This is a genomic window from Marinigracilibium pacificum (assembly GCF_012926615.1).
GTDB classification, from domain to species: domain Bacteria; phylum Bacteroidota; class Bacteroidia; order Cytophagales; family Cyclobacteriaceae; genus Mangrovivirga; species Mangrovivirga pacifica.
Window position 1 is genome coordinate 158,776 of record NZ_JABBNU010000006.1, and the last position, 22,981, is coordinate 181,756.

26 protein-coding genes and 1 pseudogene are annotated in these 22,981 nt (G+C 33.3%); 1 reads left to right on the forward strand and 26 read right to left on the reverse strand.

Annotated features, from left to right (window positions below):
* Positions 1-65: 65 nt before the first annotated feature.
* The 17 genes and pseudogenes from HH304_RS10840 to HH304_RS10925 form a co-directional block, all read right to left on the reverse strand.
* Entirely contained in the window at positions 66-245 is a 180-nt protein-coding gene (locus tag HH304_RS10840) for a hypothetical protein (RefSeq protein WP_169681299.1), read from the reverse strand.
* A gap of 232 nt (positions 246-477) precedes the next feature.
* Entirely contained in the window at positions 478-1,326 is an 849-nt protein-coding gene (locus HH304_RS10845) for a hypothetical protein (protein ID WP_169681301.1), read from the reverse strand.
* Between the two features lie 304 nt (positions 1,327-1,630).
* Positions 1,631-2,233, reverse strand: coding sequence for a MarR family winged helix-turn-helix transcriptional regulator (locus tag HH304_RS10850; RefSeq protein WP_169681303.1), 603 nt, complete (start codon positions 2,231-2,233; stop codon positions 1,631-1,633).
* Positions 2,234-2,497 (reverse strand): DUF2024 family protein, encoded by a 264-nt coding sequence (locus tag HH304_RS10855; RefSeq protein WP_169681305.1) that lies wholly within the window; start codon positions 2,495-2,497, stop codon positions 2,234-2,236.
* Positions 2,498-2,560: 63 nt separating this feature from the next.
* Positions 2,561-3,283: a hypothetical protein gene (locus HH304_RS10860; protein WP_169681307.1), complete on the reverse strand. Its 723-nt coding sequence runs from the start codon at positions 3,281-3,283 to the stop codon at positions 2,561-2,563.
* A 78-nt stretch (positions 3,284-3,361) separates the two neighbouring features.
* On the reverse strand, positions 3,362-3,595 hold the full coding sequence (locus tag HH304_RS10865; RefSeq protein ID WP_169681309.1) for a thioredoxin family protein: 234 nt from the start codon (positions 3,593-3,595) through the stop codon (positions 3,362-3,364).
* 405 nt (positions 3,596-4,000) lie between these two features.
* Complete coding sequence (locus HH304_RS10870) at positions 4,001-6,289, reverse strand: S9 family peptidase (RefSeq protein ID WP_169681311.1); 2,289 nt, start codon at positions 6,287-6,289, stop codon at positions 4,001-4,003.
* Between the two features lie 413 nt (positions 6,290-6,702).
* On the reverse strand, positions 6,703-7,134 hold the full coding sequence (locus HH304_RS10875) for a hypothetical protein (RefSeq protein WP_169681313.1): 432 nt from the start codon (positions 7,132-7,134) through the stop codon (positions 6,703-6,705).
* A 63-nt stretch (positions 7,135-7,197) separates the two neighbouring features.
* Positions 7,198-7,812: a hypothetical protein gene (locus tag HH304_RS10880; RefSeq protein ID WP_169681315.1), complete on the reverse strand. Its 615-nt coding sequence runs from the start codon at positions 7,810-7,812 to the stop codon at positions 7,198-7,200.
* A gap of 92 nt (positions 7,813-7,904) precedes the next feature.
* A pseudogene (locus tag HH304_RS21255) lies at positions 7,905-8,261 on the reverse strand (DUF1877 family protein).
* Positions 8,262-8,714: 453 nt separating this feature from the next.
* Complete coding sequence (locus HH304_RS10895; protein ID WP_169681320.1) at positions 8,715-9,140, reverse strand: hypothetical protein; 426 nt, start codon at positions 9,138-9,140, stop codon at positions 8,715-8,717.
* Positions 9,141-9,274: 134 nt separating this feature from the next.
* The gene (locus HH304_RS10900) at positions 9,275-9,904 is read right to left on the reverse strand and encodes a hypothetical protein (RefSeq protein WP_169681322.1); all 630 of its coding nucleotides are present in this window, start codon (positions 9,902-9,904) and stop codon (positions 9,275-9,277) included.
* A gap of 231 nt (positions 9,905-10,135) precedes the next feature.
* Positions 10,136-10,594 (reverse strand): hypothetical protein, encoded by a 459-nt coding sequence (locus HH304_RS10905; protein WP_169681324.1) that lies wholly within the window; start codon positions 10,592-10,594, stop codon positions 10,136-10,138.
* A 260-nt stretch (positions 10,595-10,854) separates the two neighbouring features.
* Entirely contained in the window at positions 10,855-11,178 is a 324-nt protein-coding gene (locus tag HH304_RS10910; protein ID WP_169681326.1) for a type II toxin-antitoxin system PemK/MazF family toxin, read from the reverse strand.
* Positions 11,169-11,414, reverse strand: coding sequence for an AbrB/MazE/SpoVT family DNA-binding domain-containing protein (locus HH304_RS10915; RefSeq protein WP_169681328.1), 246 nt, complete (start codon positions 11,412-11,414; stop codon positions 11,169-11,171). Before HH304_RS10915 ends, HH304_RS10910 begins: the two co-directional genes overlap by 10 nt.
* Positions 11,415-11,762: 348 nt before the next feature.
* Entirely contained in the window at positions 11,763-12,239 is a 477-nt protein-coding gene (locus tag HH304_RS10920; protein WP_169681330.1) for a GNAT family N-acetyltransferase, read from the reverse strand.
* A 382-nt stretch (positions 12,240-12,621) separates the two neighbouring features.
* Complete coding sequence (locus HH304_RS10925) at positions 12,622-13,098, reverse strand: hypothetical protein (protein ID WP_169681333.1); 477 nt, start codon at positions 13,096-13,098, stop codon at positions 12,622-12,624.
* Between the two features lie 383 nt (positions 13,099-13,481).
* Here HH304_RS10925 and HH304_RS10930 point away from each other — a divergent pair, with 383 nt between their 5' ends.
* Positions 13,482-13,871: a GxxExxY protein gene (locus HH304_RS10930; protein ID WP_169681335.1), complete on the forward strand. Its 390-nt coding sequence runs from the start codon at positions 13,482-13,484 to the stop codon at positions 13,869-13,871.
* A 380-nt stretch (positions 13,872-14,251) separates the two neighbouring features.
* On the opposite strand, the gene HH304_RS10935 is transcribed toward HH304_RS10930, so the two are convergent.
* The 9 genes from HH304_RS10935 to HH304_RS10975 all read right to left on the reverse strand — a co-directional run bounded on the left by HH304_RS10935 (position 14,252) and on the right by HH304_RS10975 (position 22,945).
* Positions 14,252-15,136 (reverse strand): hypothetical protein, encoded by an 885-nt coding sequence (locus tag HH304_RS10935; RefSeq protein ID WP_169681338.1) that lies wholly within the window; start codon positions 15,134-15,136, stop codon positions 14,252-14,254.
* Positions 15,137-15,373: 237 nt separating this feature from the next.
* The gene (locus HH304_RS21445) at positions 15,374-15,670 is read right to left on the reverse strand and encodes a type II toxin-antitoxin system RelE/ParE family toxin (RefSeq protein WP_169681340.1); all 297 of its coding nucleotides are present in this window, start codon (positions 15,668-15,670) and stop codon (positions 15,374-15,376) included.
* A complete protein-coding gene (locus HH304_RS10945) occupies positions 15,652-15,885 on the reverse strand; it encodes a hypothetical protein (protein WP_169681342.1) in 234 nt (77 codons plus the stop codon). The genes HH304_RS21445 and HH304_RS10945 overlap by 19 nt, the downstream gene beginning before the upstream one ends.
* A gap of 306 nt (positions 15,886-16,191) precedes the next feature.
* A complete protein-coding gene (locus HH304_RS10950) occupies positions 16,192-16,563 on the reverse strand; it encodes a hypothetical protein (RefSeq protein WP_169681344.1) in 372 nt (123 codons plus the stop codon).
* A 164-nt stretch (positions 16,564-16,727) separates the two neighbouring features.
* Positions 16,728-17,297 carry a hypothetical protein gene (locus tag HH304_RS10955; RefSeq protein WP_169681346.1) on the reverse strand — a complete coding sequence of 190 codons (570 nt, stop codon included), beginning with the start codon at positions 17,295-17,297 and terminating at the stop codon, positions 16,728-16,730.
* Between the two features lie 229 nt (positions 17,298-17,526).
* Positions 17,527-18,201 carry a DUF1131 family protein gene (locus HH304_RS10960; protein ID WP_169681348.1) on the reverse strand — a complete coding sequence of 225 codons (675 nt, stop codon included), beginning with the start codon at positions 18,199-18,201 and terminating at the stop codon, positions 17,527-17,529.
* A gap of 290 nt (positions 18,202-18,491) precedes the next feature.
* Positions 18,492-19,859 carry a DUF4041 domain-containing protein gene (locus HH304_RS10965; RefSeq protein ID WP_169681350.1) on the reverse strand — a complete coding sequence of 456 codons (1,368 nt, stop codon included), beginning with the start codon at positions 19,857-19,859 and terminating at the stop codon, positions 18,492-18,494.
* Positions 19,860-20,153: 294 nt separating this feature from the next.
* Positions 20,154-20,960 carry an SDR family oxidoreductase gene (locus HH304_RS10970; RefSeq protein ID WP_169681352.1) on the reverse strand — a complete coding sequence of 269 codons (807 nt, stop codon included), beginning with the start codon at positions 20,958-20,960 and terminating at the stop codon, positions 20,154-20,156.
* A gap of 71 nt (positions 20,961-21,031) precedes the next feature.
* On the reverse strand, positions 21,032-22,945 hold the full coding sequence (locus HH304_RS10975) for a T9SS type B sorting domain-containing protein (protein WP_169681354.1): 1,914 nt from the start codon (positions 22,943-22,945) through the stop codon (positions 21,032-21,034).
* Positions 22,946-22,981: the final 36 nt, after the last annotated feature.

Here is a 22,981-nt window from a genome sequence, read left to right on the forward strand (position 1 = left end):
TATTTATTGAAAACCTGATCTCTTGTTTATAGGCTGTTTGAAATTGTAATTATTTAAGTAGTCTATCACAGGCTTTCCTTCTTATCAATTATTCCAACATGATAGTTATCCTCATCAAGCAAAATTCTAATTGCGTATGCTAATCTATCCTCAGGAGTTGGTCCGTCCCGCCATTTACCTAGACTAAGCACTCCATTTACAACTTTTTTTATGGCCAATTGTAAACTGACAATAGTATACAGCATGTGCATTACAATTATTATAAACGAATGTTGTTAGCCGTACTGTTTTATAATCGCAGCAATTGCTGTCATAAATGTAAGGTTCTTCAAATTCGATTTCGATCATTTATTACTTGTTTGCCTGGTAATACAATAGGTATTTGCATAATATTAAAGGGTGACTATTAACATTTTTGTCTCCAAAAGACAGTTTTTTGATCTATTGGCTTCCAATTTATGGCTTCGAGCTAGAATCCTAATTTTTAATTTTCCTTTTTTGTTGATCTTCGCTTATTTTATCGACAATACTCATAGGTATCACTGTCAGTTGATCTTTTTCACAATTCCAGATTTTTAAATATTTTTGCGAAACAACATTGTGAGTTTTCCAGTTAGTAAATTTCTCATATAACATTAGTGTACAAATATCCGTTGCCGTTATAAAATCGCCTGTATCTGGTAAATGATTGTGCATAGTGCCTTCAATATCGGATTCTTCTAAATTCTCATATTCTATTGGGATAATGTTTTTATGTAATTGCTTTTTGTTTATTAGCTCATTGTTTTTATTAAATCTTAGAAGATAATCATTTCCAAAAATCACAACACCACTTTGTTTCGGCCCTGTCAATATGTAAACTTTCTTTTCTTGATTATTGATTAAAGGAATAATGTTTGGGTTGGTATTTTGATAGAATTTATAAAATCCATCTTCATTTGATTGCAGGTCAATTAATGCAATTTTTCTTATTTGGTATAGATCGTTCTCCAGGTTTGAAAATTTTCTTTCTGTAAAGTTTAATTTGGCATTTGATATCTCATATGTGCTATCAAAAGAGATAGTGCCAATTACTTTTGGATTTTCCTCTCTAGAGAAGAATATGCATTTGGTAGTGTCTTTAACTAAATATGAAAAGTATCCACCAATATTTGTGGTCTCTTTATAATTTTCTAAAAATATGTCTGTGCCATACCAAGAAGCCATTTCTGATTTGTAAAGAAGTTTACCTTCTTCGACGATAGGTTGTGCTTTTTTTGTAAGGTTTTCTTGACAAAATAAACAGCAGGAAAAAAACATAAGAATTAAAGTATAATATTTCTTCATTTATTAGATGTTGAAATTGTGTAAAAAGGTATTTAAGAGTTGTCTGAGCTCTTTATTTATAAGATTTGTTTATTTAGCTGATAAATTAATTCTTGTTTCAATAATACCTCTATGTATGATCATATCAAAAGAAATTTTTGTTTTATGTTTCAGCAACCAAATATTAACCTATTAGAAATAATTACTTTAATTGTGTGATGTTTACTTGAAATTATATAGGCTTTTGGTCTTGCTAATAATGTAATAGGAATTGCTTTTTAAAGCCGGTAAAATATCTGATTTTGGTTAGTGGCTATTATTGCTTTCACTTCATCATCTGGTGTTCCGGGCAGTCTACTCTTATCTCTGTTTCTGAAAGTGGTGTGTTGAGCAATTTGCAATAATGCCCTCCTGCGGACTTGTCATAAAACGAACAGGTAAAGCACATACGCTGAATGGTAATTACTCCTGCTTGGTTCAGATCATGGATCACTTTCAGAAGTCCGTTAAGAATGGCTGATTTTTGTTCTTCCGGCAGGTTTTCAATAGGTTTTTCTATTGATGAAGCAAATAATGATGCTTTTGCTGCAATTTGCTTTCCTTTAGGTGTGAGGGAAAGGGTATAACTTCGTGTGTCTGAAGGGTCAGTTTCTTTAGTGACTAATTCCTTGGAAAGCAAAGCCTTGACACTATCGCTAATTGTGGCTTTTGTCATATTAAACTCATCTGCCAAATATCCAACTTTACATTTTTCCTGACTGTGAAATTGAATAAATACCAATATCTGAATTTGAATCGGACTTAATGAATTGTCCTTTCCTTCATTCCAAAGTAAAACCCTGAACGCTTCAGATATGCGTTCAAGGGCTACCACTATTTTACTTTCGGTATTTTTGTTTTGTCGGTTTAAATCAAAAGATGATTTCATCTAGCCACAGTTATTTATTTCAAATATATGATATCCGTTCTTAACTATAGATAATTCCCAATCAGGCTTTATAGTTTCCACATGGCAAAAGGTACATTCTTTTGTCGATAGTGACTGTCCGGATTGACCTTTTGTGTCAAGATATGTTTTACCATAATCATATACCGTTTCTTTATTTTTCATTTCGGCTGGAACTATTATGTCAAAATGCATAATTGTTCCGTCTTTTCTGGTGACATAGGTGTCCCAAACTGCTACTTTCATATTTTAGATTTTATAAGTGTAGCCTTGTAAAGATAGGAATCCTAACTTTACAAGGCAAATGATTTATTTTACTTTGTAGGGTAATGACAAGTCACCGCTTGCAACTGAAAATACCTGATAGACTCCTAGCATAGGTTTATCTACTTCTTTACTGGTATTTACCTGCATGAAGGCAGTTACTCCATCAAATGAAAATTCAGTTTTATTGTTTATCCTGTAATCGGGAACAACTACTTTAATAGTATTTGCTTTTGTGATTACCTGAAAACCTGGTGAGTCCATATACATCGGCATTCCCGGGTTTGTAGGAGGTAATGTCACATTCGGATCTTTAGGTGTAAATTGTTTGACCGCTAGTTCTCCTTTTACACGATCATCTTTTGTAAGTACCACCCAGTGAGGATGCCAGATTATACCATCGTTGGCATAATTGCGATCTGAATTTTCATCCCATAAAGGGGTGTCATCAAAATCAGGGTGGGAAGTTAACGCAAGAGCCACAATACCTTCGGTATCACTAAACCCGACATCTGTGGGCTTTAAAGTGGTTGGAAAAACATAGCCCAGCACCGGAGCTCCATTTAATTGTCCTGCTGGTTGCGGTGTCGTAGCTCCGGCAGTTCCACTTACGGTAATTTCCCAAATAGTAGCTGCGATGTCATCTGAATGTTTAACACTCACGCATTTAATTTGGAAATTATCATTGTTGTAATTTTTACATTTATCGCAAGCATAACTTTGAACTGTAATAAGTGTGAGTCCGATAAGAAGAAATAGATTTTTCATTGTGTCAAGATTAATAGATTGTAAAAGTCAGGAGTCTTATTATAAATTAGGACTCCTAACTAAAGTGGTTAAATTTTTTTAAGCTTTTAAATCTTCGATAGCAGCACCAAAATTGATGTGCAATACATTTCCATTTGGAGTCAATAGAGCTGGGACTGATTTTACCCCTGCATTTTCTGCTTCTGAGATTCGGTTAGTCTCTTCGCCGATATGGACAATTTCAACATTGTCTGCACCGATTAGATTAATGATGTCTTGTTCTGCTCCTACACATACAGGGCATCCTGCGTGATAGAAAATTGATTTAGCCATTTTAGTTTATGTTTAAAGTAGTGTGGCGTTATTGCTGATACAAATATAGTAAGGAATCCTAACTAAAAAAGAGTTTATGATAAAATTTTTGATTTTAAAGAAAAATTAGGTTCGATTTGATGGTAGGGGAGATATAAAGATTAGGAGGGTTGGATATACTTATATCCTGGAATGTTAGGATTGAAGCAATTTTTGGTGAATTAATATTTTGTTGTCTGTCGGGGTGCGGATCATGGAGGTGGTATTTAAAATTTGGGTTATAATTGTTGCCCTGTCGATGAGACAAGCCAATAATAAAAGTACTGCCAGAATCTATCATCAATCAATGTCTACTTAATGATAAACAGATGATTTTGGGATTTTGCTTTTTCTCCCAAACTTCTGGCAGTACTTATTAAATTTTATTTATTCTCTTTTCAATTCGGTACTTTCCTTCAAATGAACGGCGAAGAAACCCATCATTGCTTCATACAGGTGCATTCTGTTTTCTTCTTTTCCAAACCCATGGCCTTCATCATATTTTACCATGTAAGGAACTTCCATGCCATTGTTTCGAAGTGCTTGAACAATTTGATCGCTTTCGTCAATATTAACTCGAGGATCATTAGCTCCTTGAACAACGAATAGTGGTTTTTTGATTTTGTCTATATGGAAGACCGGAGATACTTCCTCCATTATCTTTTTTTCTTCAGGAATTGCAGGGTCATACCATACTGCCTTTAGAATAGGCAAATAAGGAGCCCAATATGGAGGGATAGTTTCCATAAAAGTAAATAGGTTAGAAACTCCAACATAATCTACTCCACATGCATATAAATCAGGTGTTTTGGTTAGTCCGCGTAAAACGGCGTAACCTCCATGACTACCACCATAAATGGCTGCTTTATCTTTATCTACCCATCCTTGCTCAATCACATATTTCAAACCATCTTCTACGTCATCCATAGCTTTACGTCCAATTTGTTTAAATCCGCTACGGAAGAACTCTTTGCCATACCCACCACTTATTCTGAAATTAACATGTAAAGTTGCATAACCTCGGCTGGCAAATAATTGTGCTTCAGGATTAAATCCCCAGGAATCTCGAATTCCTTGTGGCCCACCATGAGGATTTACAATGACAGGAACTTTTTTACCTTCTAAAGCTTGTTTCGGTAAGGTAATGTATCCATGTATAAGAACGCCATCGCGGCTCTTAAAAGAAATAGGACGCATGACAGCCATATCTTCCTCTTTTAATTGAGGCATAAGATCAAATAATAATTTGATTTCATCTTTAGCTATATCATATGAATAATATCTGCCATATAATTTGTCACTGGTAACATATATCAAATATTGACTTTCATCATCGGTGTGGTCTGAAAGATAATAATCATAATCAGGAAACTCTTTTTGTAACCTGTTGTGAAGCTTTTTGTAGTAATCACTGACTGGTATTATTTCATGTTTTTCACCTTCGTAACTAAAGTAATCCAATTCCCAATTTCTGTTTCTCGAAAGTGAAATTCCTGAAACATCATAGTTATCATTTGAGAACAATTCCTTAATAACTTTGTCTTTAGCCAAATCATACAGATAAATTTTTGATTTATCTGATTCTAAATTTGAAAGTACGTAAGCATCATGTTCGGCTTCAGTAGCATAATTGAAGCTTAGGATAGTAAATGTATCATCCCATTTGGTGGTTTTCATCAATTGGTAATCACCAGGTTTAATGGCATAGTACATCTCGGCATTGATACCATCTTTAAGTCTTGCAAAACCTCTAAGATTACCATCTTTGTCAAATTCATACCCCATGATAGGATTAGCAAGATCGGTATTTTCATACAGTTGCTCAATTTCACCCGAAACGATATTAATTTTATAAGGATCAAATACCTGAGGGTTATTCTTGTTCATTGAAATGATCATATGATCTTTATCTTCTTTTAAAGAAGCCAGAATATTTACTTTCACACCTTCATAAGGCGTAAGTTCTTTTTCGTTTGACCCATCCACGTTTACAGCAAAAAGGTGATAATCTTCATTACCTCCTTTATCCATTACATAAATCAAACGGTTATCATTTGCCCATCCGTAACCACGTACCAGTTCTTCACCCTCCGTGATTACCCGCTTCACCTTACTTGTTTGAATATTTTTAACATAAACATGATTTTTTAGGTTTTCGTCTTTTTCACGATAACTCATGTAGGTTCCGTTAGGAGATAACTGGAAAGATGAAGATGCAGGCTTAGCGAAGTAATCAGCTACTGAGTATTTGTAATCACCTCTTTCTCTGGCTGCAAGTATCGCTAATTCATCACTAGAACTAGGAAGGGCTGTATTACCTGGCTTTTCAAGTTCACCTTTTGACAGACTTAAAGGAAATTCTTGGCCGGCTTGTTTAAACATACCCTCCATTTGGTCACCTTTTACTTGTGCAACATATACTATTTGACCCCCCATTAGTGAAAGGGTTAGTTCTTCATCAACATAATTAACTTTTTCAACAGGGATATCACTTGCTCCCTGTGATGGACTATCCATTGTGGCTTTAAGTGCATTATCAGTGCCGGTGAAATGAAATATCAGGGGGATTTCCTGACCTGAGACATTGAGCTTTCCACTCCAATCCCCTATTATAGTTTGTGCTTGAAGCATACTTCCTATTAGTGGTAAAATAATTAATAAAATAAATTTCTTCATTGGTTGATTGGTTTTGATTTTTCTCTTAATGACTAATAAATAGAATAAAGCATATTATATGATTTGTACTATATGACTAATTTGTACTTCTACAGTAATGTAAAAATCTGATACCATAATAACTTTGTTTATTATTCATAAGTCAATATTCTTGTATGAATGGCCTAAGAATATTGCCTGTGGTTTTGTCTATACTTATATAATTTTATTTCAGATGTCCTGTTAAGGAACAGGCTACGGGAGAAGGTGGAGTTATCGTCTATGAAAGTATGGAATCCTAACTAAAAAAGAGTTTATGATAAAATTTTTAAATTTGAAGAAAAATTAGGTTCGATTTAATTGTTGGTGAGGTGGGGTGAGCATTTTAATCTTTTTACCTTGGTTTGTCCCTTTATGGACCAAGGTAGAGTTTTTTAGTTTTTTAATCGCTTAACCAATTTCGTTCTGCTTTTCCCTTGTTTCAGGAGTTTTGACCTTGAGACTAAAATTGCATCATAACCTCCAGAAAGATTCTTTTCTTCACTAGATAAAATCAGTAGTTGAGTTCCATGTGCTTGCCAAGCGTGTACATCCTTATCACTATTATTCGAGTTTTTGAGACTTTTAAAATAATTGGATTTGACAGACATAGTAGTTCCGGAAGATCCTGTAAAAAAAGCTATAACCTTTCTTGAGAAATCAAATTCACCTTTTCTGTCTTTGAAAACTTCATTAAAGTATTTTGCTTCATAGCTATTTAAATGAGCATTGTCTTCCAGACCACATTTATCTACTTCAGAAACCTGTCCAAATAGCATATTTGCTTGAAATAAGACAATAAGAATAGAAAATAATGTTTTGTTCATTTTTTGTTCATTAAGGCAGATGGTGTACAAAGTTAGAGGTTCTTGCTTTTGTGGTGTGTTGGTTCATTTTGTTCTTAATTGTATTTCCATAGCTCTTTTATAAAAGTCAGCAAACTGTTCTTTATTATACTTTACTCTCATAGCAGCCAAAACGTCAGACAATCCAAGTCCTCCCCAATCCCAAAGCATGGTGTCAAAATTGTATTTGAACATTTGCTTTTTTACTTCATTCCGAATTGTATCAATTTCTTCATTTAAAATTCCATTATTTTCCAATAATTCTCTAAGTCTTTGGTCTGTTTCATCTGTATACTCAGTGTCAACATAAGGTTCAAGTAACCAGTCCCAGTTCCTTGTTGCCTCAAAGGTTTGTATTTTATTCCTGACTGCAAATTTTCTGAGTTGGTCAGAATATTCACGAGAAATGAAAATCACCTCATTATCAATTCTAATTAAAGGAGGGTAAGAATTCCAACTAATAGCACTAATTTCATTTGCAACAATTACTTTTTCAGGAAATATTGATGAGGGTTCAAATGGATATTTTGAAATCTTAATTTCAGACCTAAGAATTTCTGATTCTCCAATTCCGCAGAGTAGATTCTTCATTTCATACTCGGAGGAACCAAAAAATGCACCTATTAATAGTTCTTTTTTCTTATTAAATATGTTTTTCAAAAAAATCATTGCTATTTAATGATACACAACTTTTGCAGGACGAGCGAACCGAGCCATGCTTTATTTTCAGGTTGTTGTGTGCTGCCATTTATTTATGAAAGATAAGTTACAACTGCATTATTACTCCTTGCTGCGTTGATATAAAAGTCCTTTATTTTCTGAAAATTCTCCAGAAGGTAATCAAGTGCGGATTCATCAAATGGTCCAGAATAAACCCCTTGGCTATTCATATCCTTTAAGTTAAAGTTTTCCCTTAATTGAACATTGGTTAATTCTGCCAAGTCCAAAGTACATTCTTACTCTTGCTGCGCAGTCAGATAATTCACATCATAAAAATCATATTCTTCAAATTCACCAATAGATTGGCCACTTGATATAATTTTAGATATTAAAGAATCCTTATTTATTTGATATAAAAGAAACATAATTCCACCCCAAGATTTGTCAATATTTTATGAACCACATTCTTCATTTGGGTCAATCTCAAATAATGTCTCATTATTCTCAATGGTATATTCAAGTCTTTCTTGATTAACTTGAAATATTGTCATTGTCATTCCCATTTTAATTTTGCTTTGGGTTGTTTACTATGCTTTGGTTGTACACAATGTCAATGCCATGTGTCATTCGAAACTTACGGCTGCTTAAAAAAAACATAGCTGATACCTAAAGATAATAGCCTTAACTGAAAAACAAAACGGAGGGCCCTAGCTTCTGAATGTGTCTTGAAAGGCGAATTTAACTTATGAATATGAGTGTTATAAATGTTGAATTACATAGTATTCATGAATTACATAATATTAAATAGCAGCATGAATAAAGCCAGACTGTGGTTTCCATACTGACCTTTGGCGAAAGCAGGAGCTCTGGCAGTCAGCCATCTTTTCGACTATAAATAGTAATTATTTTGAATACAATGCATTTTTACCAACAACAAGATTAATCAATACTCTAATTATGAAATAAGCAATTAGAATAATAATAAAAGGACCAAAATTGAAGTTAAAATATAAATCATCAAATGGCCAAAATAGCTTATCTATTAAGGGGCCTAAAATTGATATATAAAGTATAATCCAAATTCCAATTGCTGCCACTTCTATGATTAAACTTTTCTTATTAAAAATCCTCTGAATAAGTTTTTTTACCAGAACTATTACAAGAATTAATAATAAAATTGCTGCAATATTAAATTGAAGCCAATACCAGGGATGTTCTTCAAATATCGACCCGTTTCTACCAATATGTTCAAAATAATCATATACAGAATATATGACTATTAGAGCCATTAAATAGGCTATTGGATATTTAGTTAATTTTTTAATCATACTTAGCAAATTCTATCAAAATCACTCTTGTTAAATAATTTAATGACAATTTATAAATTGTTCTTTTTAAACGTTAACCTAATCTTGTAAATAAGTGAGTAAATACTTGCGATAGATAGGGCATTTTTTCTTACTTATTTTTGCAATGCCAGAGTCAGTAAGCTGTCAATATATGATTGTTGAGTGCGTGTATATTCGTTCGCTTGTCGACTTCTTAACTTGTAAATGTAAGGTATTGTGTCTCCTTTATAAAAGTAGTTGCCACGAACTTCATAACCCCCCATCCAATTATCGGGAGGGAAGACACGAATATCGTCACTATAACGCAGTGATGAATCTAAGTGTATAATGTTATCATTAATCAGCAGTTCTTTGCTAAAGATGCCTTTTTTTATGAAGCGATCCATGGAATTCTCATTGGCATCATAAAGTACGAAAATATAATCTTCATCGGTTGCTATATGAATATCTGTGGTACTATTCGCATAATTAAATAGTAAATAACCAACAGCCAGCAATACCAGTTCTACTGCAAAGAGGATATAATATGAAAAAAGTCTCTTTATAAGGATTCGGTCTAAAACATACAAGCCAAAGATAACTACTGTGATAGGTACAACTATAATGGGATAAATAATTGCAGGACTCTCAAGCGTAAAACCACGATAGATAGAATAAATAGCAATAACAATGCTGAAAGGTGTTACAATCGTTAAAGGTGTAACAGGGTAGAACCATGATTTAAGAGCTTTTAAAGTAGTCATGACTCATTTTAATTATTGTTAATTTCTTAAAGGTACAAAACAAAGGTGGAAGTATGATTCTTCTTTTGTTGATGTTAGTTGTTATATATTCGGTAAGGCAGATGTACCGTGTGAAGGGTGTGCAGCGAGCCAGCCGGGTCGCTTGGACTATAGATTAATTTAACAAAAAGGACTTGCACAACCACAACCGTTAAACAGCATATCGCTATACATTTTGTGTGTTTTCGTTTTTTATTCTGTCCCAAACACTTTTCCATTTAATGTGTGAGTGCAACAGTCACAAAAGGGTTCCAAATCTTTTGCTTTCAACTCCGGATTTGAAAGTTGTAACTTATTAGTAATATCAACATACATCCCGGAGAAGTATGTGGAATTGCCGACACGCACATAATCTTTCTTATCATTTTCATCCAGAGCTACTAACCAAAAGATAGGTTCTGTTTTATTTAACCGCGATTTTACTTCACTAAAGATTTCATCCCAATCTTTTCCAACTTTGGATAATAGAAATCTAAAAAGAGGGGTGTAATCTAAGCCTCTTTCCTTTTTTCCATGCATTGAGCCCTTTGTTTGTTCACTTGTTTCGGCTTTTTTGTGGCGTGAATTTTTAAAGTCTCCACCAAAATCATGATGGACACCTCTAGCACGTGTATTTACCTTTCTATATAGTGGTTTTTTATTTCTATCCATAAGGTTTTATAAATTAAACACAACCCAGGGATAACACTCACTAAGTGACTATTATCTCATATAAGTTGTTGATTTATTTAGTTAATAATTCCCTTTAAAGTCAACTAAAAATAGCTGCTGATTGAGCTAAATCAAATGTTTTTGTTATAAATACCAATAGGTGACCAGGATACAATCCTTACTTTTTTTAAAGTTCGAATTTACGCTAGCTCAAGACTTCAGACAGTGGGATGAGGATCTTAGCTTTTCCTTACAGTTTATTAATCTACAAATGTTTCTTTAATCACGAGTTTGGTTTTTTGGATTTCCTTTTGTGATAGACGATCCATTAACTTAATTATCCTCTGTTTATCTATAGTCCTTATTTGGTCAATAACAATCCATCCTTGTTTATTATTATGTTTAACACTAACTCTTGTTGGGTATTTCCTTGATGAACTAGTCATAGGAGCAATTGTTACAGTATTTAAATACTTATTCATCTCATCAGGTGAGATGATTACACATGGACGTGTTTTTTTAATTTCACTGCCAATAGTTGGGGCGAGATTTACCAAGATGATATCATATTGATTTAATTCCATTCCTCAAAATTTTCATCATCGAAGACATCATCCATCAATAATTTATCATCCCCTTCTTCATGCATCTTTTTAAAAGCTTTCTCCCATCCTTTGCGAGGTTCCGGAATAGGTTTTAAGATAATGTATCCCTTTTCAAGGATTAGCTCAACTTTATCCTTTATATTATATTTCTCTAATAGCGTTTTGCTTAGGCGAATACCCTTTGAGTTACCTATTTGAACAATTGATATATCCATTACCTTTAATTTAGTAATTACAAAGTTAATACAATTTTATAACGAATGGAAATAGTTTAAGTTTTATAGTGGGTAACGCAGAGATAACCCTCACTCAATGATTCTTATCCTGTATATGTTGTTGATTTATTTAGTTAATAATTTCCTTTAAAGTCCCCTAAAATAGCTGCTGATTGAACTAAATCAAATGTTTTTGTTATAAATACCGATAAGTAACCGGGACACAATGCCCGCTTTTAATTGAAAGTCTGAAGTTGCACTAGCTCAAGACTTAAGACAACTTGGACCAACCCAGACCAATAGTTGGTCTTCCTGATTCGCACAAGAAAATCATTGCACAAGTGGTGGCTAGCATTTAATGTCATCACTTGTTTTATCAATTTTCATTTCCATTTTAATGGCATTTTCATTGGCCATATAATAATCTTTTAGTGTTTTTATAACAACAAAACCTTTTGATAGATACCAGTCAATAAGCTTTGGGTTATTTTCTCTTGCTTCTAGTTTTATGCTTTTATAATTATTGGATATTGCAAATTCTTTGATGTATTCAAGTAATTCGTTACCAATTCCATAGTTTTGATATTTAGCTAATATTCCTATCGAATAAATTCGAAGCATATGTTTATACTTAAACAAAACAGCTGAGCCCACTGCATCCTTTGTTGTTTTATCTTCAACTATGATGATTTCCTGAAATGAGCTTTTAAGACCTCTCTTTAGATTGATTTTTGCTGATTGTTGAAATTCCGGGAAAGTGGTCTGTTCAAGTGCTACAAGAAAGTCAATATCCTTGCTATTTGCTTTGCGAAAATGGAGTTTCATTTATTCAAATTATATCTTTTGCACCTCTTTCTTTCTCTCATTGAATGCTAACATTTAGTATAAAGCACACCAACTGAAGGGTATTGCGTATAAGTTTTGTTTAACAAATCCTGCTTCGTCGGAAAACTTCAAAGTTTCTAATTCAGGAGGAGTTCTTATTAACATTTAATCTTCAAAATTATGAAAAAAAGTATAACAATAATTGATAGGAGATTAGAAAGTGTTTCTGAATTTTCCATTCAATACAAATGCTAACAACGATCCATTAAAATTTCTGGTAAAAGCCGGAGCACCCTAACCAATTATGCCCGTTGCCTTGCACATATGGCTCTGCTTTCAAATACCTATCGGCGACTCGAATGCTTAGTTATTGTGAGTCGTATCATTCAAAGTCATCCGCTTTTAAGTATTCACTAGTATCCATTTCAATTCCCGCTGATTTATCAATTATTGTTGAAGTTGAATCTAATACTGAAAGTTTTACTATTCCCTGATTATATCGAATAAGTAATTGTTTTGAATATGTATCAGGAACCCAAAATCCCATATCCTTAAGTGAAGAATATGTATATAATTTTGAGCCGTTACAGACCAGAGTCTTACTCACATTACTATTGTCATTCGGAGTAAAACTATTTTGATTTATTGTTGCTAAAAACGTACTGTCATTAAGGTATTCATCAATTATTAAATGAGTATTTAAGTGATTGTTAGAATCAATTCCAAGATTCACCAGAATTTCACAATATATTTGATTCGAAAGGTCATATTTAACATCTACATATTCACTATTATTAAATGAACATCCCAATTGAAATAATAAAATTATATTGAATATGATGTTTTTATAAAAATTCATGCTCTTTTATGACATACAACGAGTGAATAAGCACGACTCTAATGTTCATATTCCTTATATAACTTCGTTGTTTGTTTTGTTAATAAATTCCTTTAAAAACCCCTAAAATAGCTCTTGACTGAGTAAAATCAAATACCCCTTTTATAAATACTTGTTTGAAAACATATATGACCGGGATTCAATCCCTTCTTTTCATTAGAAGTTTGAAGTTACGCTATCGCTAAACTTCGAACAGCAGGGATACAATGATTATTTAGGAAAAGATAAATGAAATAACCGTTTATTTCTTTATTGTAATTTTATTTTCAGTTATTTTATCAAATCCATTTTGTCTGAATCTCGATTTTCAGGATTCAGTGATTTTGAGGATTATTAAAATAGATATGAATAAAAAGGATCTTGATGAAATAACGTATAAAATAAATGGTTGTGCAATGAAGGTGCATAATCATCTAGGTAACGGATTTCAAGAAGTGATTTATCAAAGGTGTTTAGCAATTGAATTAGAAAGAGCTGATTTATCTTTTGAAAGAGAAAAAGATCATACGATTTATTATCAAGGAATTGAAGTAGGGACTAGAAGAGCAGATTTTATTGTGGAAGGTGAAATTGTAGTTGAAATCAAAGCATTAATTTCACTTGAAAATGTGCATTTGGCTCAAGCGAAGAATTATTTAGTTTCGTATAATAAAGCTATTGGACTATTGTTGAATTTTGGCGCAAGAAGTTTGGAAATTAAAAAAGTGTACAATAATTATCCTGTTAAATCTTAAAATCCACCAAATCCTGATTCAGACAGAAAATGTTCGAAGTTACGCTATCGCTAAACTCCGAATAGCGGGAGATAAATTACAGAGTGAGTTTGAGAGTGAGTGTGGAGAAGGTTAATACCACACTACATCGTCATTTCGAACATTTTGTGCTGATAGCCGAGAGGCGTCTCAGCAAGTGAGAAATCTGTTTGTGTATTATACTAAAGTTCTAGATATTAGGGGCTTGTTTTTTGATTACTTCATGCTGTTTGGAGTGTTCTGCCGGATTACTTCAAATCCTTTTGTAAAATACAGAGTCTGTGACTCGTACATTCTACAACCAAATTGTATTTGTAAAATAAAAAGCTCGATTTTATTTCCCCAATGGCATAAAAATACCGTTATAGTGGATGTTGGGTAACATATGTTTCTAATTCGATATTTTTTAATTGAAGCTTTAACAAAGAAAGCCTGTAAAGCATTTCAGTTACACTATTATCCTGAATGTTATCATTTAGAAGATAATTCTTAATCCTTTTAAGTTTTTCTACTTGATCAATACTTTCAATTAACACATAGAGCGTTGTTATTTTAAAATCTAGTTCATCTAAATACCCAGAATTTAATACAATTTTGTTTGGAACATTATCATTATTGCTATTTACTACTTCTCCATATTTATTTACCCCACCACTTTGCTCAATAAGTTTAATTTCAATTTCTTCAATTAGATCATATACCTCTATAAAGGAGGGGTTTTTATCCTTAATGACAATATTTGATAGGTCAAATTCTGTAAAAACTCTTAGGTTTTCTAATCTTTCAATACTCTCTTTGGAAACTGAATTTTTAAAATGAAATAATTCTAAAAGTGAAAAAAGAATTAAAGGTGTGATGAGTAATAAAATATCAGATGAATTATAAATATTTATGTTTTTACTTTTTACAGCTGATAGTATCAAAACTATTATAAACGATATGAATAACACTGTTGAAACTACAAATAAGTAATTTGATAATTCCCAAAAGCCAATCCAATATTTTATCAGTATTAATCTACTAAAAATTAGTATTAAAACACTTGAACATGAAAGTAAGATTAGTAACATTCTATATGGATATTTAGATTCCTTTTTTTGTTTTAATATTCCATAAATTGAAATTCCCAAAACAACAAGAATAAATGTGTATAATCCATATACAGCATACACAGTGTCACTCCAAAAAGCAATAACAGCTACCACCGTGAGTGAAAAAAGTAGAAAAAATATTCCCTTATGTTTCATAGTAATTTAATTGCCACCAACAAGTTAATAAGAGCGACTGTATTGCTCTTATCCATATATAACTTCGTTGTTTGTTTTGTTATAAATCCCTTTAAAAACCCCTAAAATAGGTCTTGATTGATCAAAATCAAATTTCAATAAGAAATAAACCCGGTCGGTCCAAGATCAATCTTGAACCAGTTCTTAACCTACCAAGTTTGCACAAGTAATGCTTGCGCGAGAGGGGGGTACACTAGCTTATATTTTTATTTTTTTTAAATCTCTTCTAGAATCCCAAATTCTGATTATTTCAATTCGGTTTGATTTAATCAGGTAAAAAATCAAATAATGCCTAACTATTTTTATTCGAATATTCTTATAGTCTGATTTTTTTCCGGATTCAGGATTAGTTGATATTAATTTGATAGCCTGGTTGAATAAATTATTTAATCTGATGCTATATGTTTTGGACTTGTTTCTTTTGAACCAATATTCTAAAATGTCAAACTTATCCTTAACCGCACTTTTAGACCAAATTACTTCGTATTTAACCATTCTTTGAAAAAATTATCAACGTCTTTCTGATTCATGGATTTACCTTCATCAATATCTTTAAGACCTTGATCAATTGCACTTTTTTGTTCAGTATTAAGTTCAATTATCTCTGTTGAAAGATTCATTTCTAGTTCAATCATTTCAAGCATATCCTCGAGAATTTTTTCATCCTTAATATGCTGAATCCGCTCTAAAAGTTTCTCTCTAGTATTCATACTATAATTATACGAAAAATATTTCATTTGGTCTTAGTAGCCCTTGCTTGTGCACAACGAGTTAATAAGCACGACACTATTGCCCTTATACCCTTTATAACTTCGTTGTTTGTTTTGTTAATAATTCCCTTTAAAAAGCCCTAAAATAGCTCTTGATTGATCAAAATCAAATACCCCTTTTATAAATACTTGTTTGAAAACATATATGACCGGGATTCAATCCCTTCTTTTCATTAGAAGTAAGTATAGGCCTTTCGGCCACTCGAATTCTTAGTTATTGGCAAATGTTTTTATTTTTAAATCTGATTAATGAAAATGTAATCCTCCAGTCCAATAAGAGTGTCCATGAGTTTCATGTCCTGCTAATCCAGGATGTCTATGATAAATTGGTAGTGCTGTGATAACCGCAATTACAGTATAAATCAATAATGCCTTCAGTTTCAAATTAAGTCTTTCTGTTTTCTTTAGAATTTCTACTAACCCAATAATAGCAAGAAATAGTCCAATCAATTTAAATATAAAGTTCCCAGTACATAATCTAATATCGAAAGTTCCAAGGTTTGTTGCAAAATAGAGTTCACTGATACAGTCAATTCCATATCTCATTACTTTTAGGTCAGACAAAGTCAGTATAATGATAATCGCAATTGAAACTCCTATTGATAGTTTAATTTTCATTCCTAATGTTTGCCAACGAATTAATAAGCGCGACACTATTGCCCTTATACCCTTTATATCTTCGTTATTCTTTTTGTTAATAATTCCCTTAAAAAATCCTAGATGTTTAAATTGACTTTATAGAATTTCAGGTTCTACTGTTCGGATTACTAAAAGGCTAATTTTTATTCCTTTATTTCTTTTCCGTTTTCGTCAATTATATAACAATAACCCTCCCAATCTTTAAGATGAATTTTATCTTCTTCAATTTTAAAAGAGTCAGTCCCATCTTTAGTAACGAAAATGTCTCTTGCTCCAAATGTCCATTTTGGATTTCCTTCTAAATCAATTCTTGATATTTGAAGCTCTCCATGGATTATAAGGTCACCTTTGAAGGGATAAATTCCAAAACAGGTTGCTGGATCAAGTCTCTTTTTCCATCTTAAGTCAAGATTGGGTATTGATAGACAGTAAACACTATCACAACAACATAGGTAGAGTTTGTCTACATTTATTAGAGCCGATTCTTTATGGATTCCTGTGGCTCCTCCTATTTCACAAACAAGTGCACTTCTAATCTCTTCATCATTTTCAAATATTCTTATTCCGTGTTTAGAAGTTGGATAATGTCTATCACCATTTACTTCACCTTGGAAGTACTCTACATTGTACGATTCCAAATTATCAGTTGAGTTCAGAGTGTATTGTTCAGCGTTTACAAGTTTGATTTTATAAGGTGGTATTTCTAGTTCCATTTTTTTTCTCTACAACGAGTTAATAAGCACGACACTATTGCTCTTATTCCCCTTATCGTTGTTTGTTTTTTAATAATTCCCTTTAAAAATCCTAAAATAGCTCTTGATTGATCAAAATCAAATTTCAATAAGAACTAAACTCGGTCGGTCCAAGATCAATCTTGAACAAGTGCCTAACCTACCAAGTTCGCACAAGTAATACTTGCGCGAGTGGGGGTGTGCTTTCGTTTTATTTTCTCCAAATGATATATTCTATCTTCCAGTCTTTTATTTGTTCTTCATTGAATTTTAGATTTTCAAAGTCAACCGTATCAGGTAAATAAACATCTCCAGAAATTTCATACATAATATTTGAGTTTTCAGTATAGGCATATGTATGCTGGTGGTAGTTCGTAAATGTTTTTATTGAATCAGTTCTTTTGCTTTTTATATCTTGATATCCATCGCCAACTTTTAATCCATATTCATCGATCACGTAAGGTGATTTAATGAAAATTTCGTTCAATTTCAGCGTATCTTCCCAATCCATAGCGAAAAACAGAATTTCATTATCTCCCTTTTTAACTGAATATAGAGGGAAGTCAGGACCGTCCTGTTGTCCCATTTCCTTTGTGATTTCATATCCATCAAAAGCTTTTCTGATGGAGTTTATCATTTCTGTTCGTTTAAATGGGATTACTAGACCGAAGATTGAATTTTCGTATAATCGATTTAAATCTTCATCATGAATTATTGTATCTCCAATTTCTTCCTCCATATGGTTAATCGAAGTTTTTGCAGGTTCGGAGGTTATGATATCCAAATTTGCCATACCTGGAGTTTTTGTCTCTTCATATTTTTCTGTTTTGTTGGAGGTGCAGCTTAAAAGCGTTATTGCGATTGTAAGTATTATGTAGTTTTTCATTTTGATCTAATGAAGTACAACGAGCGGATAAGCACGACACTATTGCTCTTATTCCCCTTATCGTTGTTTGTTTTTTAATAATTCCCTTTAAAAATCCTAAAATAGCTCTTGATTGATCAAAATCAAATTTCAATAAGAACTAAACTCGGTCGGTCCAAGATCAATCTTGAACCAGTTCTAACCTACCAAGTTCGCGCAAGTAATACTTGCGCGAGAGGGGGTTCAGATAACTAAGAACTTTTCATAACCCTCCGAACGTCATATTTGCTATATACCCTATTATGCATTTTTTAGAACAAAGTTGCAGGATACTTATCAGCAACCTTTTCCTTACCTATTTCATTCATCTCGTTATTCAGTTTTTTCAAAAGAGCAAGTGATTCTCTATATTCTTGTGCCTCAGCTTTCTGTGTGAATTCAATTTCAGCGTCAGATATTTTCTTAGTTGCAATTTCAATTTCATTTAGGCTGACGTTAAAATATTCCTTCCTGTTGTTTATCATATTTACTCGCTTTTCTCCGAACTCTTTATGTAAAGCATTTTCCAATTCTGGAGCGTTTTCCGAGTAAATCATTGCATGTACATCGAATTGAAATGGAACAGAAGCATCCCCAAGTTCTTTAACTCTGTCAAGTGGTTCTAATCTTCTGGTCATACCAATTTTATATACATTGTTGCCAAAGGAACCAATGTTCGAAATGACATAAACGTGTCCTGATTTTGTTAATTGAGCTCTTGAAATTGCTCTTTCCTTTGATTCTTGAGCAGTCTTTAAGTCGTCCTGTAGTTTTAGGATTTTAGCATTTAATTTTTCTAATTCATCCCCTTGAGCTTTTTCAAGTTCCTTTTGGGCTTGAGCTAGAGCTTTTTCGTATCTTTTTTCTTCAGCCTCTGCGTCTTTTTGAGCTTTTTCGAGTTCTCTTTGAGCTTTTTCCTCTTCTCTCATTTGTTCCCGAATTTGTCTTTGCTCTTCTTTTTCTTCGTATTTCTTCTCCTCTAGTTCATGCGAAATTCTAAGTTCCTCAATTTTTAAGTCAAGATATTCTTGAGTGATATTTATATCGTTTGATTTATTGAGTTTATTAATAGCATCAAAAGCTTTTAGAATTCTTTGTTCGCTTTGTTCTGCGTTGTTCCATTTTACCTTGGTAATTAATGAATCACATTCTCCATTAAAGGCTCTTAGAGTTAGTTTGATAGCTCTTTTAGTCATCATTTCACCTTGTTTTTGACTATTTCCAACTGTCCAATTGGTGTTGCAAACTGCTGCTATCTCTGATTTAATCAGTTCCTTTTGTCTTTCCTTATTTTCAAGAAGAGCATTCTTGTATTTTTCAGAAGTATCAAAATCAAAATGAGGTTTGTATACCCCGAAATCTAAAAGTTCTAAATCGTCTTGATAAATCTTTATTTCAGATTCCAGATTCGATAAAATTTCCTTGGCAGAGACAAACTTATCTGAAAGTTCATGAGCTTCTTTTTTAAGTCTTTCAAGTTCATCCGTTTTATTTTTAATTTCTTTTTCTAGGTCAATAATTGGCTTGAAATCCTCTTTTAGTCTCTTATTCTCTTTATTCTTTGCAAAAAGTCCTTTTAATGTAAAAAATAGTCCAACTGATAGTCCTATGCAGACTAAGATTAAAATAGCATATTCCATGACTTAAAATTTAATTTTGTTTTCTGAAAAGATATAATGCATAACCGAATGAATAAGCACAACTCTATTGCACATATCCCTTATATCTTCGTTTTACTTTTAGTTAATAAATTCCTTAAAAATTCTAAAATAATTCCTGATTCTACAAAATCAAATCTTTTTTTGATTAATGCCTGTCTAAGATCGACTAAACCCTAATGCTGAAATATTTTTGTTATATCTTCCCTGCCAAAACAAAAAAAATCAGCCTCTCGCAAGACTGATTTTCTCAAATCATTTATATCTCAATTTCTATTACTTCACCGGAGAGCCTTCTTCTTTTTTCATGTGGTTATAAACCATCCTGTCGGTAAGCTTAGGGAAAAACTTATTTAAAAACTTACCCATCTTGGTCTCAAAGCCCATATAAAGTTCTCTCTTCTTCTTTTTTGTAGCCTTGAATATTCTTGAAGCCACTTCTTCCGACGACATCATCTTGCCTTCTTCATATGGCGATTTGCCCTGCTGGTCACCCGATGCTGTTAAGGCGGTGTTTCTGATGTTAGACTCGGTAAATCCCGGATACACGGTCATCACATGAACATCACTGTTGAACAGTTCTATTCTTAAGGCCTCTAAAAAACCTCCCAAGGCAAATTTTGATGCAGTATATGCTGTCCTTGCAGGCGTTCCTTTAAATCCGTTAAATGATGAAATTCCAATAATTGATCCTTTGCTTCTCTTTAGATAGGGTAGGGCAGCTTTTGTCAAATATACCGGACCATAAAGGTTGATGTTCATTACTTTTTCAAAGACTTTCATGTCGAGGTCTTCAAACATTGCTCGCATGCTTATTCCTGCATTGGCAATAAGTATATCTATTTGTCCGTATTTGTTGATTGTCTCGCTTACTGTTCGGTAATTGTCTTGCTCATCGGCTGAATCGGCTTGAATTGACAAGCACTCTATGCCCATTTTAGCTAACCTGTCTGCTTGTTCATCCAGCTTCTCCTGATTTCTTCCGGTGATTGCAATTCTTGCTCCCGCCTTACCGAATACTTCAGAAAGTGCTTTTCCAATTCCGGAGCTACCACCAGTGATTAAGACTACCTTATCTTTCATTTATGATCAAATTTTAGCTGCAAAACTACAAATAAATTGTCTAAACAAAAGGTAAGCTTTTCCTGAAAGTACTAATCACCACGTAAAAGAGAAATATGGCCTTTGTACGATCGGTTGGTATACATTATTTCATAAAAGTAAACTCCACTTGCGAGGTCACTTCCATCCCAACTGAAATTTCTGCTTTTACTCTCATATACTTTTTGGCCCCAGCGGTTTACAATGGTGATCATCTCAAACCTGTTAGCACAGTTATCCGGAGGAAGAATAAATGATTGATCACAATCGCCTCCCTGACAGTCGTTAAATGTATCGTTAATGCCATCACTGTTGGCTGTAATCACATTTGGAGGTTGGTATCCATCAAAATCTGAATAGTCGTCTGCCAGGGTTATCGAAACGGTGGCCGTATCAAATTTCGGGAAACATTCATCTGTATCCCGTACTAAAACCTGTACATCAAAGCTCACCGGACTCAAATCCGGATTCAGATCACTACATTGTGGTGACCAGGAAAGTGAACCATAGAGCTGATCAAACTGCGATTGATAACCAAAGCCTAAAGTTTGATTGTTATTTCTCGGATTGTTTCCCAGTAACGTTGCATATATTGAATCTCCATCAAAGTCAATAGCAAAAAAAGGAAGGATTAATTCTTCCCCGGGCGAAATTTCTATTTCTGTAAAGTCTATATCCAGATCCGGAGCCGTATTACTAGTGCTTTCCACGGTTATAGAAATCCGCAATGTGTCAGTTAAAGGCTGTGGACAGGCGTCATCCAGAGCAACAATATCAATAATCATGGGTTTATCAACCGTATAAGGGCAGTCAGGTAAACAGATACTGGTCTTTAAAGTATCCTGGCCATTACCTAAAAAGCCATTAGTAATTGTAAACTGGTTGTTTAAGTCGGAAGCATTAAAATTTACTGGGATAGCTTTTATACTAACATTTTCTCCGCCGTCTTCATCCTGAACAAATAAATTAAGGCATGTAGCCTCATTGTCTGAAAAGACTACTTCAATATCATTGTCAGTGATTATATTAGAATTTGGATCATTTACTGTTAGTCTAGGTTTGTTTCCCTGTGCAGGACAATCAATGATCAACATTTGAAAATCTCTGCGCACCTCACCAATCTTTTTACCGTTTCTAAATTCTTCTGCTTTTACAGCAAAAACAAATAGCCCCGTATATGATGGATTTACGAATAATTTTCCTGTTCTATTGGTTATAGAAAGTTTTGGGTTGCCGGGAATCATGTTATCCGGAGAAAAACCATTTTTAAAAACTACTCTTGGGTATGGTCCCGGTGATGGTGGAGGCAAAGGAACGGGTTCTATCACGCTTAGCGGATGAACCAATGAATAAGCAATGCTATCACCATCTCTGTCAAATCCTGAGAAATCAGTTTCAAAATATCTGTTAACGCATGCATAGTCACGAAGAGGGCTAAATCCAGCCGGAGTTGAATTAACAAATGGATTTCCGTTTGAGTCTACCACAGGTGGGAATTCAGTGTAAAAGGTTTGGCCCGAACCTATCCCCCCAAACTCAGGGTCGCTACTGTATATGTTGTCTATTACATAATTTCGACAGCATCTAGACCAGGTTACATAATACCCATCCTGATCTGAAAATATATCTGGCGCCAGGTAAACTTCAAGGCGGTAAATTATTTTTTTTGTTCTCAGCCGGGCATCAACACATTCTGGCTGGGTGTATTCAACAGCAGAACTAAAGTATCTGGGTAATACGGCTGATTGAACCATATTGCCAGAATTCTTTTCCCAGAAATATAGTGTTACCTCTTCGTCTTCAGCTCCAGGATTTCCATTTACCACATCAAAATATAAAGTCATTACTACATCATACCTGAAATTTCCTAGGTGTTCGAGGGTGATTTCACCACCAACAATATGAGAAGCATAGGACTTACAGGTCAGGAAAAGAAAAATAAATAGTATTATGTAAATATTTTTCATGATATAATAAATATAACACATATATGTTATTATTCA

Coding starts and splice junctions, on each gene's coding strand:
- HH304_RS10840 (WP_169681299.1), bottom strand. CDS start 245: ATGCTGTATACTATTGTCAGTTTACAATTGGCCATAAAAAAAGTTGTA.
- HH304_RS10845 (WP_169681301.1), bottom strand. CDS start 1,326: ATGAAGAAATATTATACTTTAATTCTTATGTTTTTTTCCTGCTGTTTA.
- HH304_RS10850 (WP_169681303.1), bottom strand. CDS start 2,233: ATGAAATCATCTTTTGATTTAAACCGACAAAACAAAAATACCGAAAGT.
- HH304_RS10855 (WP_169681305.1), bottom strand. CDS start 2,497: ATGAAAGTAGCAGTTTGGGACACCTATGTCACCAGAAAAGACGGAACA.
- HH304_RS10860 (WP_169681307.1), bottom strand. CDS start 3,283: ATGAAAAATCTATTTCTTCTTATCGGACTCACACTTATTACAGTTCAA.
- HH304_RS10865 (WP_169681309.1), bottom strand. CDS start 3,595: ATGGCTAAATCAATTTTCTATCACGCAGGATGCCCTGTATGTGTAGGA.
- HH304_RS10870 (WP_169681311.1), bottom strand. CDS start 6,289: ATGAAGAAATTTATTTTATTAATTATTTTACCACTAATAGGAAGTATG.
- HH304_RS10875 (WP_169681313.1), bottom strand. CDS start 7,134: ATGAACAAAACATTATTTTCTATTCTTATTGTCTTATTTCAAGCAAAT.
- HH304_RS10895 (WP_169681320.1), bottom strand. CDS start 9,140: ATGATTAAAAAATTAACTAAATATCCAATAGCCTATTTAATGGCTCTA.
- HH304_RS10900 (WP_169681322.1), bottom strand. CDS start 9,904: ATGACTACTTTAAAAGCTCTTAAATCATGGTTCTACCCTGTTACACCT.
- HH304_RS10905 (WP_169681324.1), bottom strand. CDS start 10,594: ATGGATAGAAATAAAAAACCACTATATAGAAAGGTAAATACACGTGCT.
- HH304_RS10910 (WP_169681326.1), bottom strand. CDS start 11,178: ATGGAATTAAATCAATATGATATCATCTTGGTAAATCTCGCCCCAACT.
- HH304_RS10915 (WP_169681328.1), bottom strand. CDS start 11,414: ATGGATATATCAATTGTTCAAATAGGTAACTCAAAGGGTATTCGCCTA.
- HH304_RS10920 (WP_169681330.1), bottom strand. CDS start 12,239: ATGAAACTCCATTTTCGCAAAGCAAATAGCAAGGATATTGACTTTCTT.
- HH304_RS10925 (WP_169681333.1), bottom strand. CDS start 13,098: ATGAATTTTTATAAAAACATCATATTCAATATAATTTTATTATTTCAA.
- HH304_RS10930 (WP_169681335.1), top strand. CDS start 13,482: ATGAATAAAAAGGATCTTGATGAAATAACGTATAAAATAAATGGTTGT.
- HH304_RS10935 (WP_169681338.1), bottom strand. CDS start 15,136: ATGAAACATAAGGGAATATTTTTTCTACTTTTTTCACTCACGGTGGTA.
- HH304_RS21445 (WP_169681340.1), bottom strand. CDS start 15,670: ATGGTTAAATACGAAGTAATTTGGTCTAAAAGTGCGGTTAAGGATAAG.
- HH304_RS10945 (WP_169681342.1), bottom strand. CDS start 15,885: ATGAATACTAGAGAGAAACTTTTAGAGCGGATTCAGCATATTAAGGAT.
- HH304_RS10950 (WP_169681344.1), bottom strand. CDS start 16,563: ATGAAAATTAAACTATCAATAGGAGTTTCAATTGCGATTATCATTATA.
- HH304_RS10955 (WP_169681346.1), bottom strand. CDS start 17,297: ATGGAACTAGAAATACCACCTTATAAAATCAAACTTGTAAACGCTGAA.
- HH304_RS10960 (WP_169681348.1), bottom strand. CDS start 18,201: ATGAAAAACTACATAATACTTACAATCGCAATAACGCTTTTAAGCTGC.
- HH304_RS10965 (WP_169681350.1), bottom strand. CDS start 19,859: ATGGAATATGCTATTTTAATCTTAGTCTGCATAGGACTATCAGTTGGA.
- HH304_RS10970 (WP_169681352.1), bottom strand. CDS start 20,960: ATGAAAGATAAGGTAGTCTTAATCACTGGTGGTAGCTCCGGAATTGGA.
- HH304_RS10975 (WP_169681354.1), bottom strand. CDS start 22,945: ATGAAAAATATTTACATAATACTATTTATTTTTCTTTTCCTGACCTGT.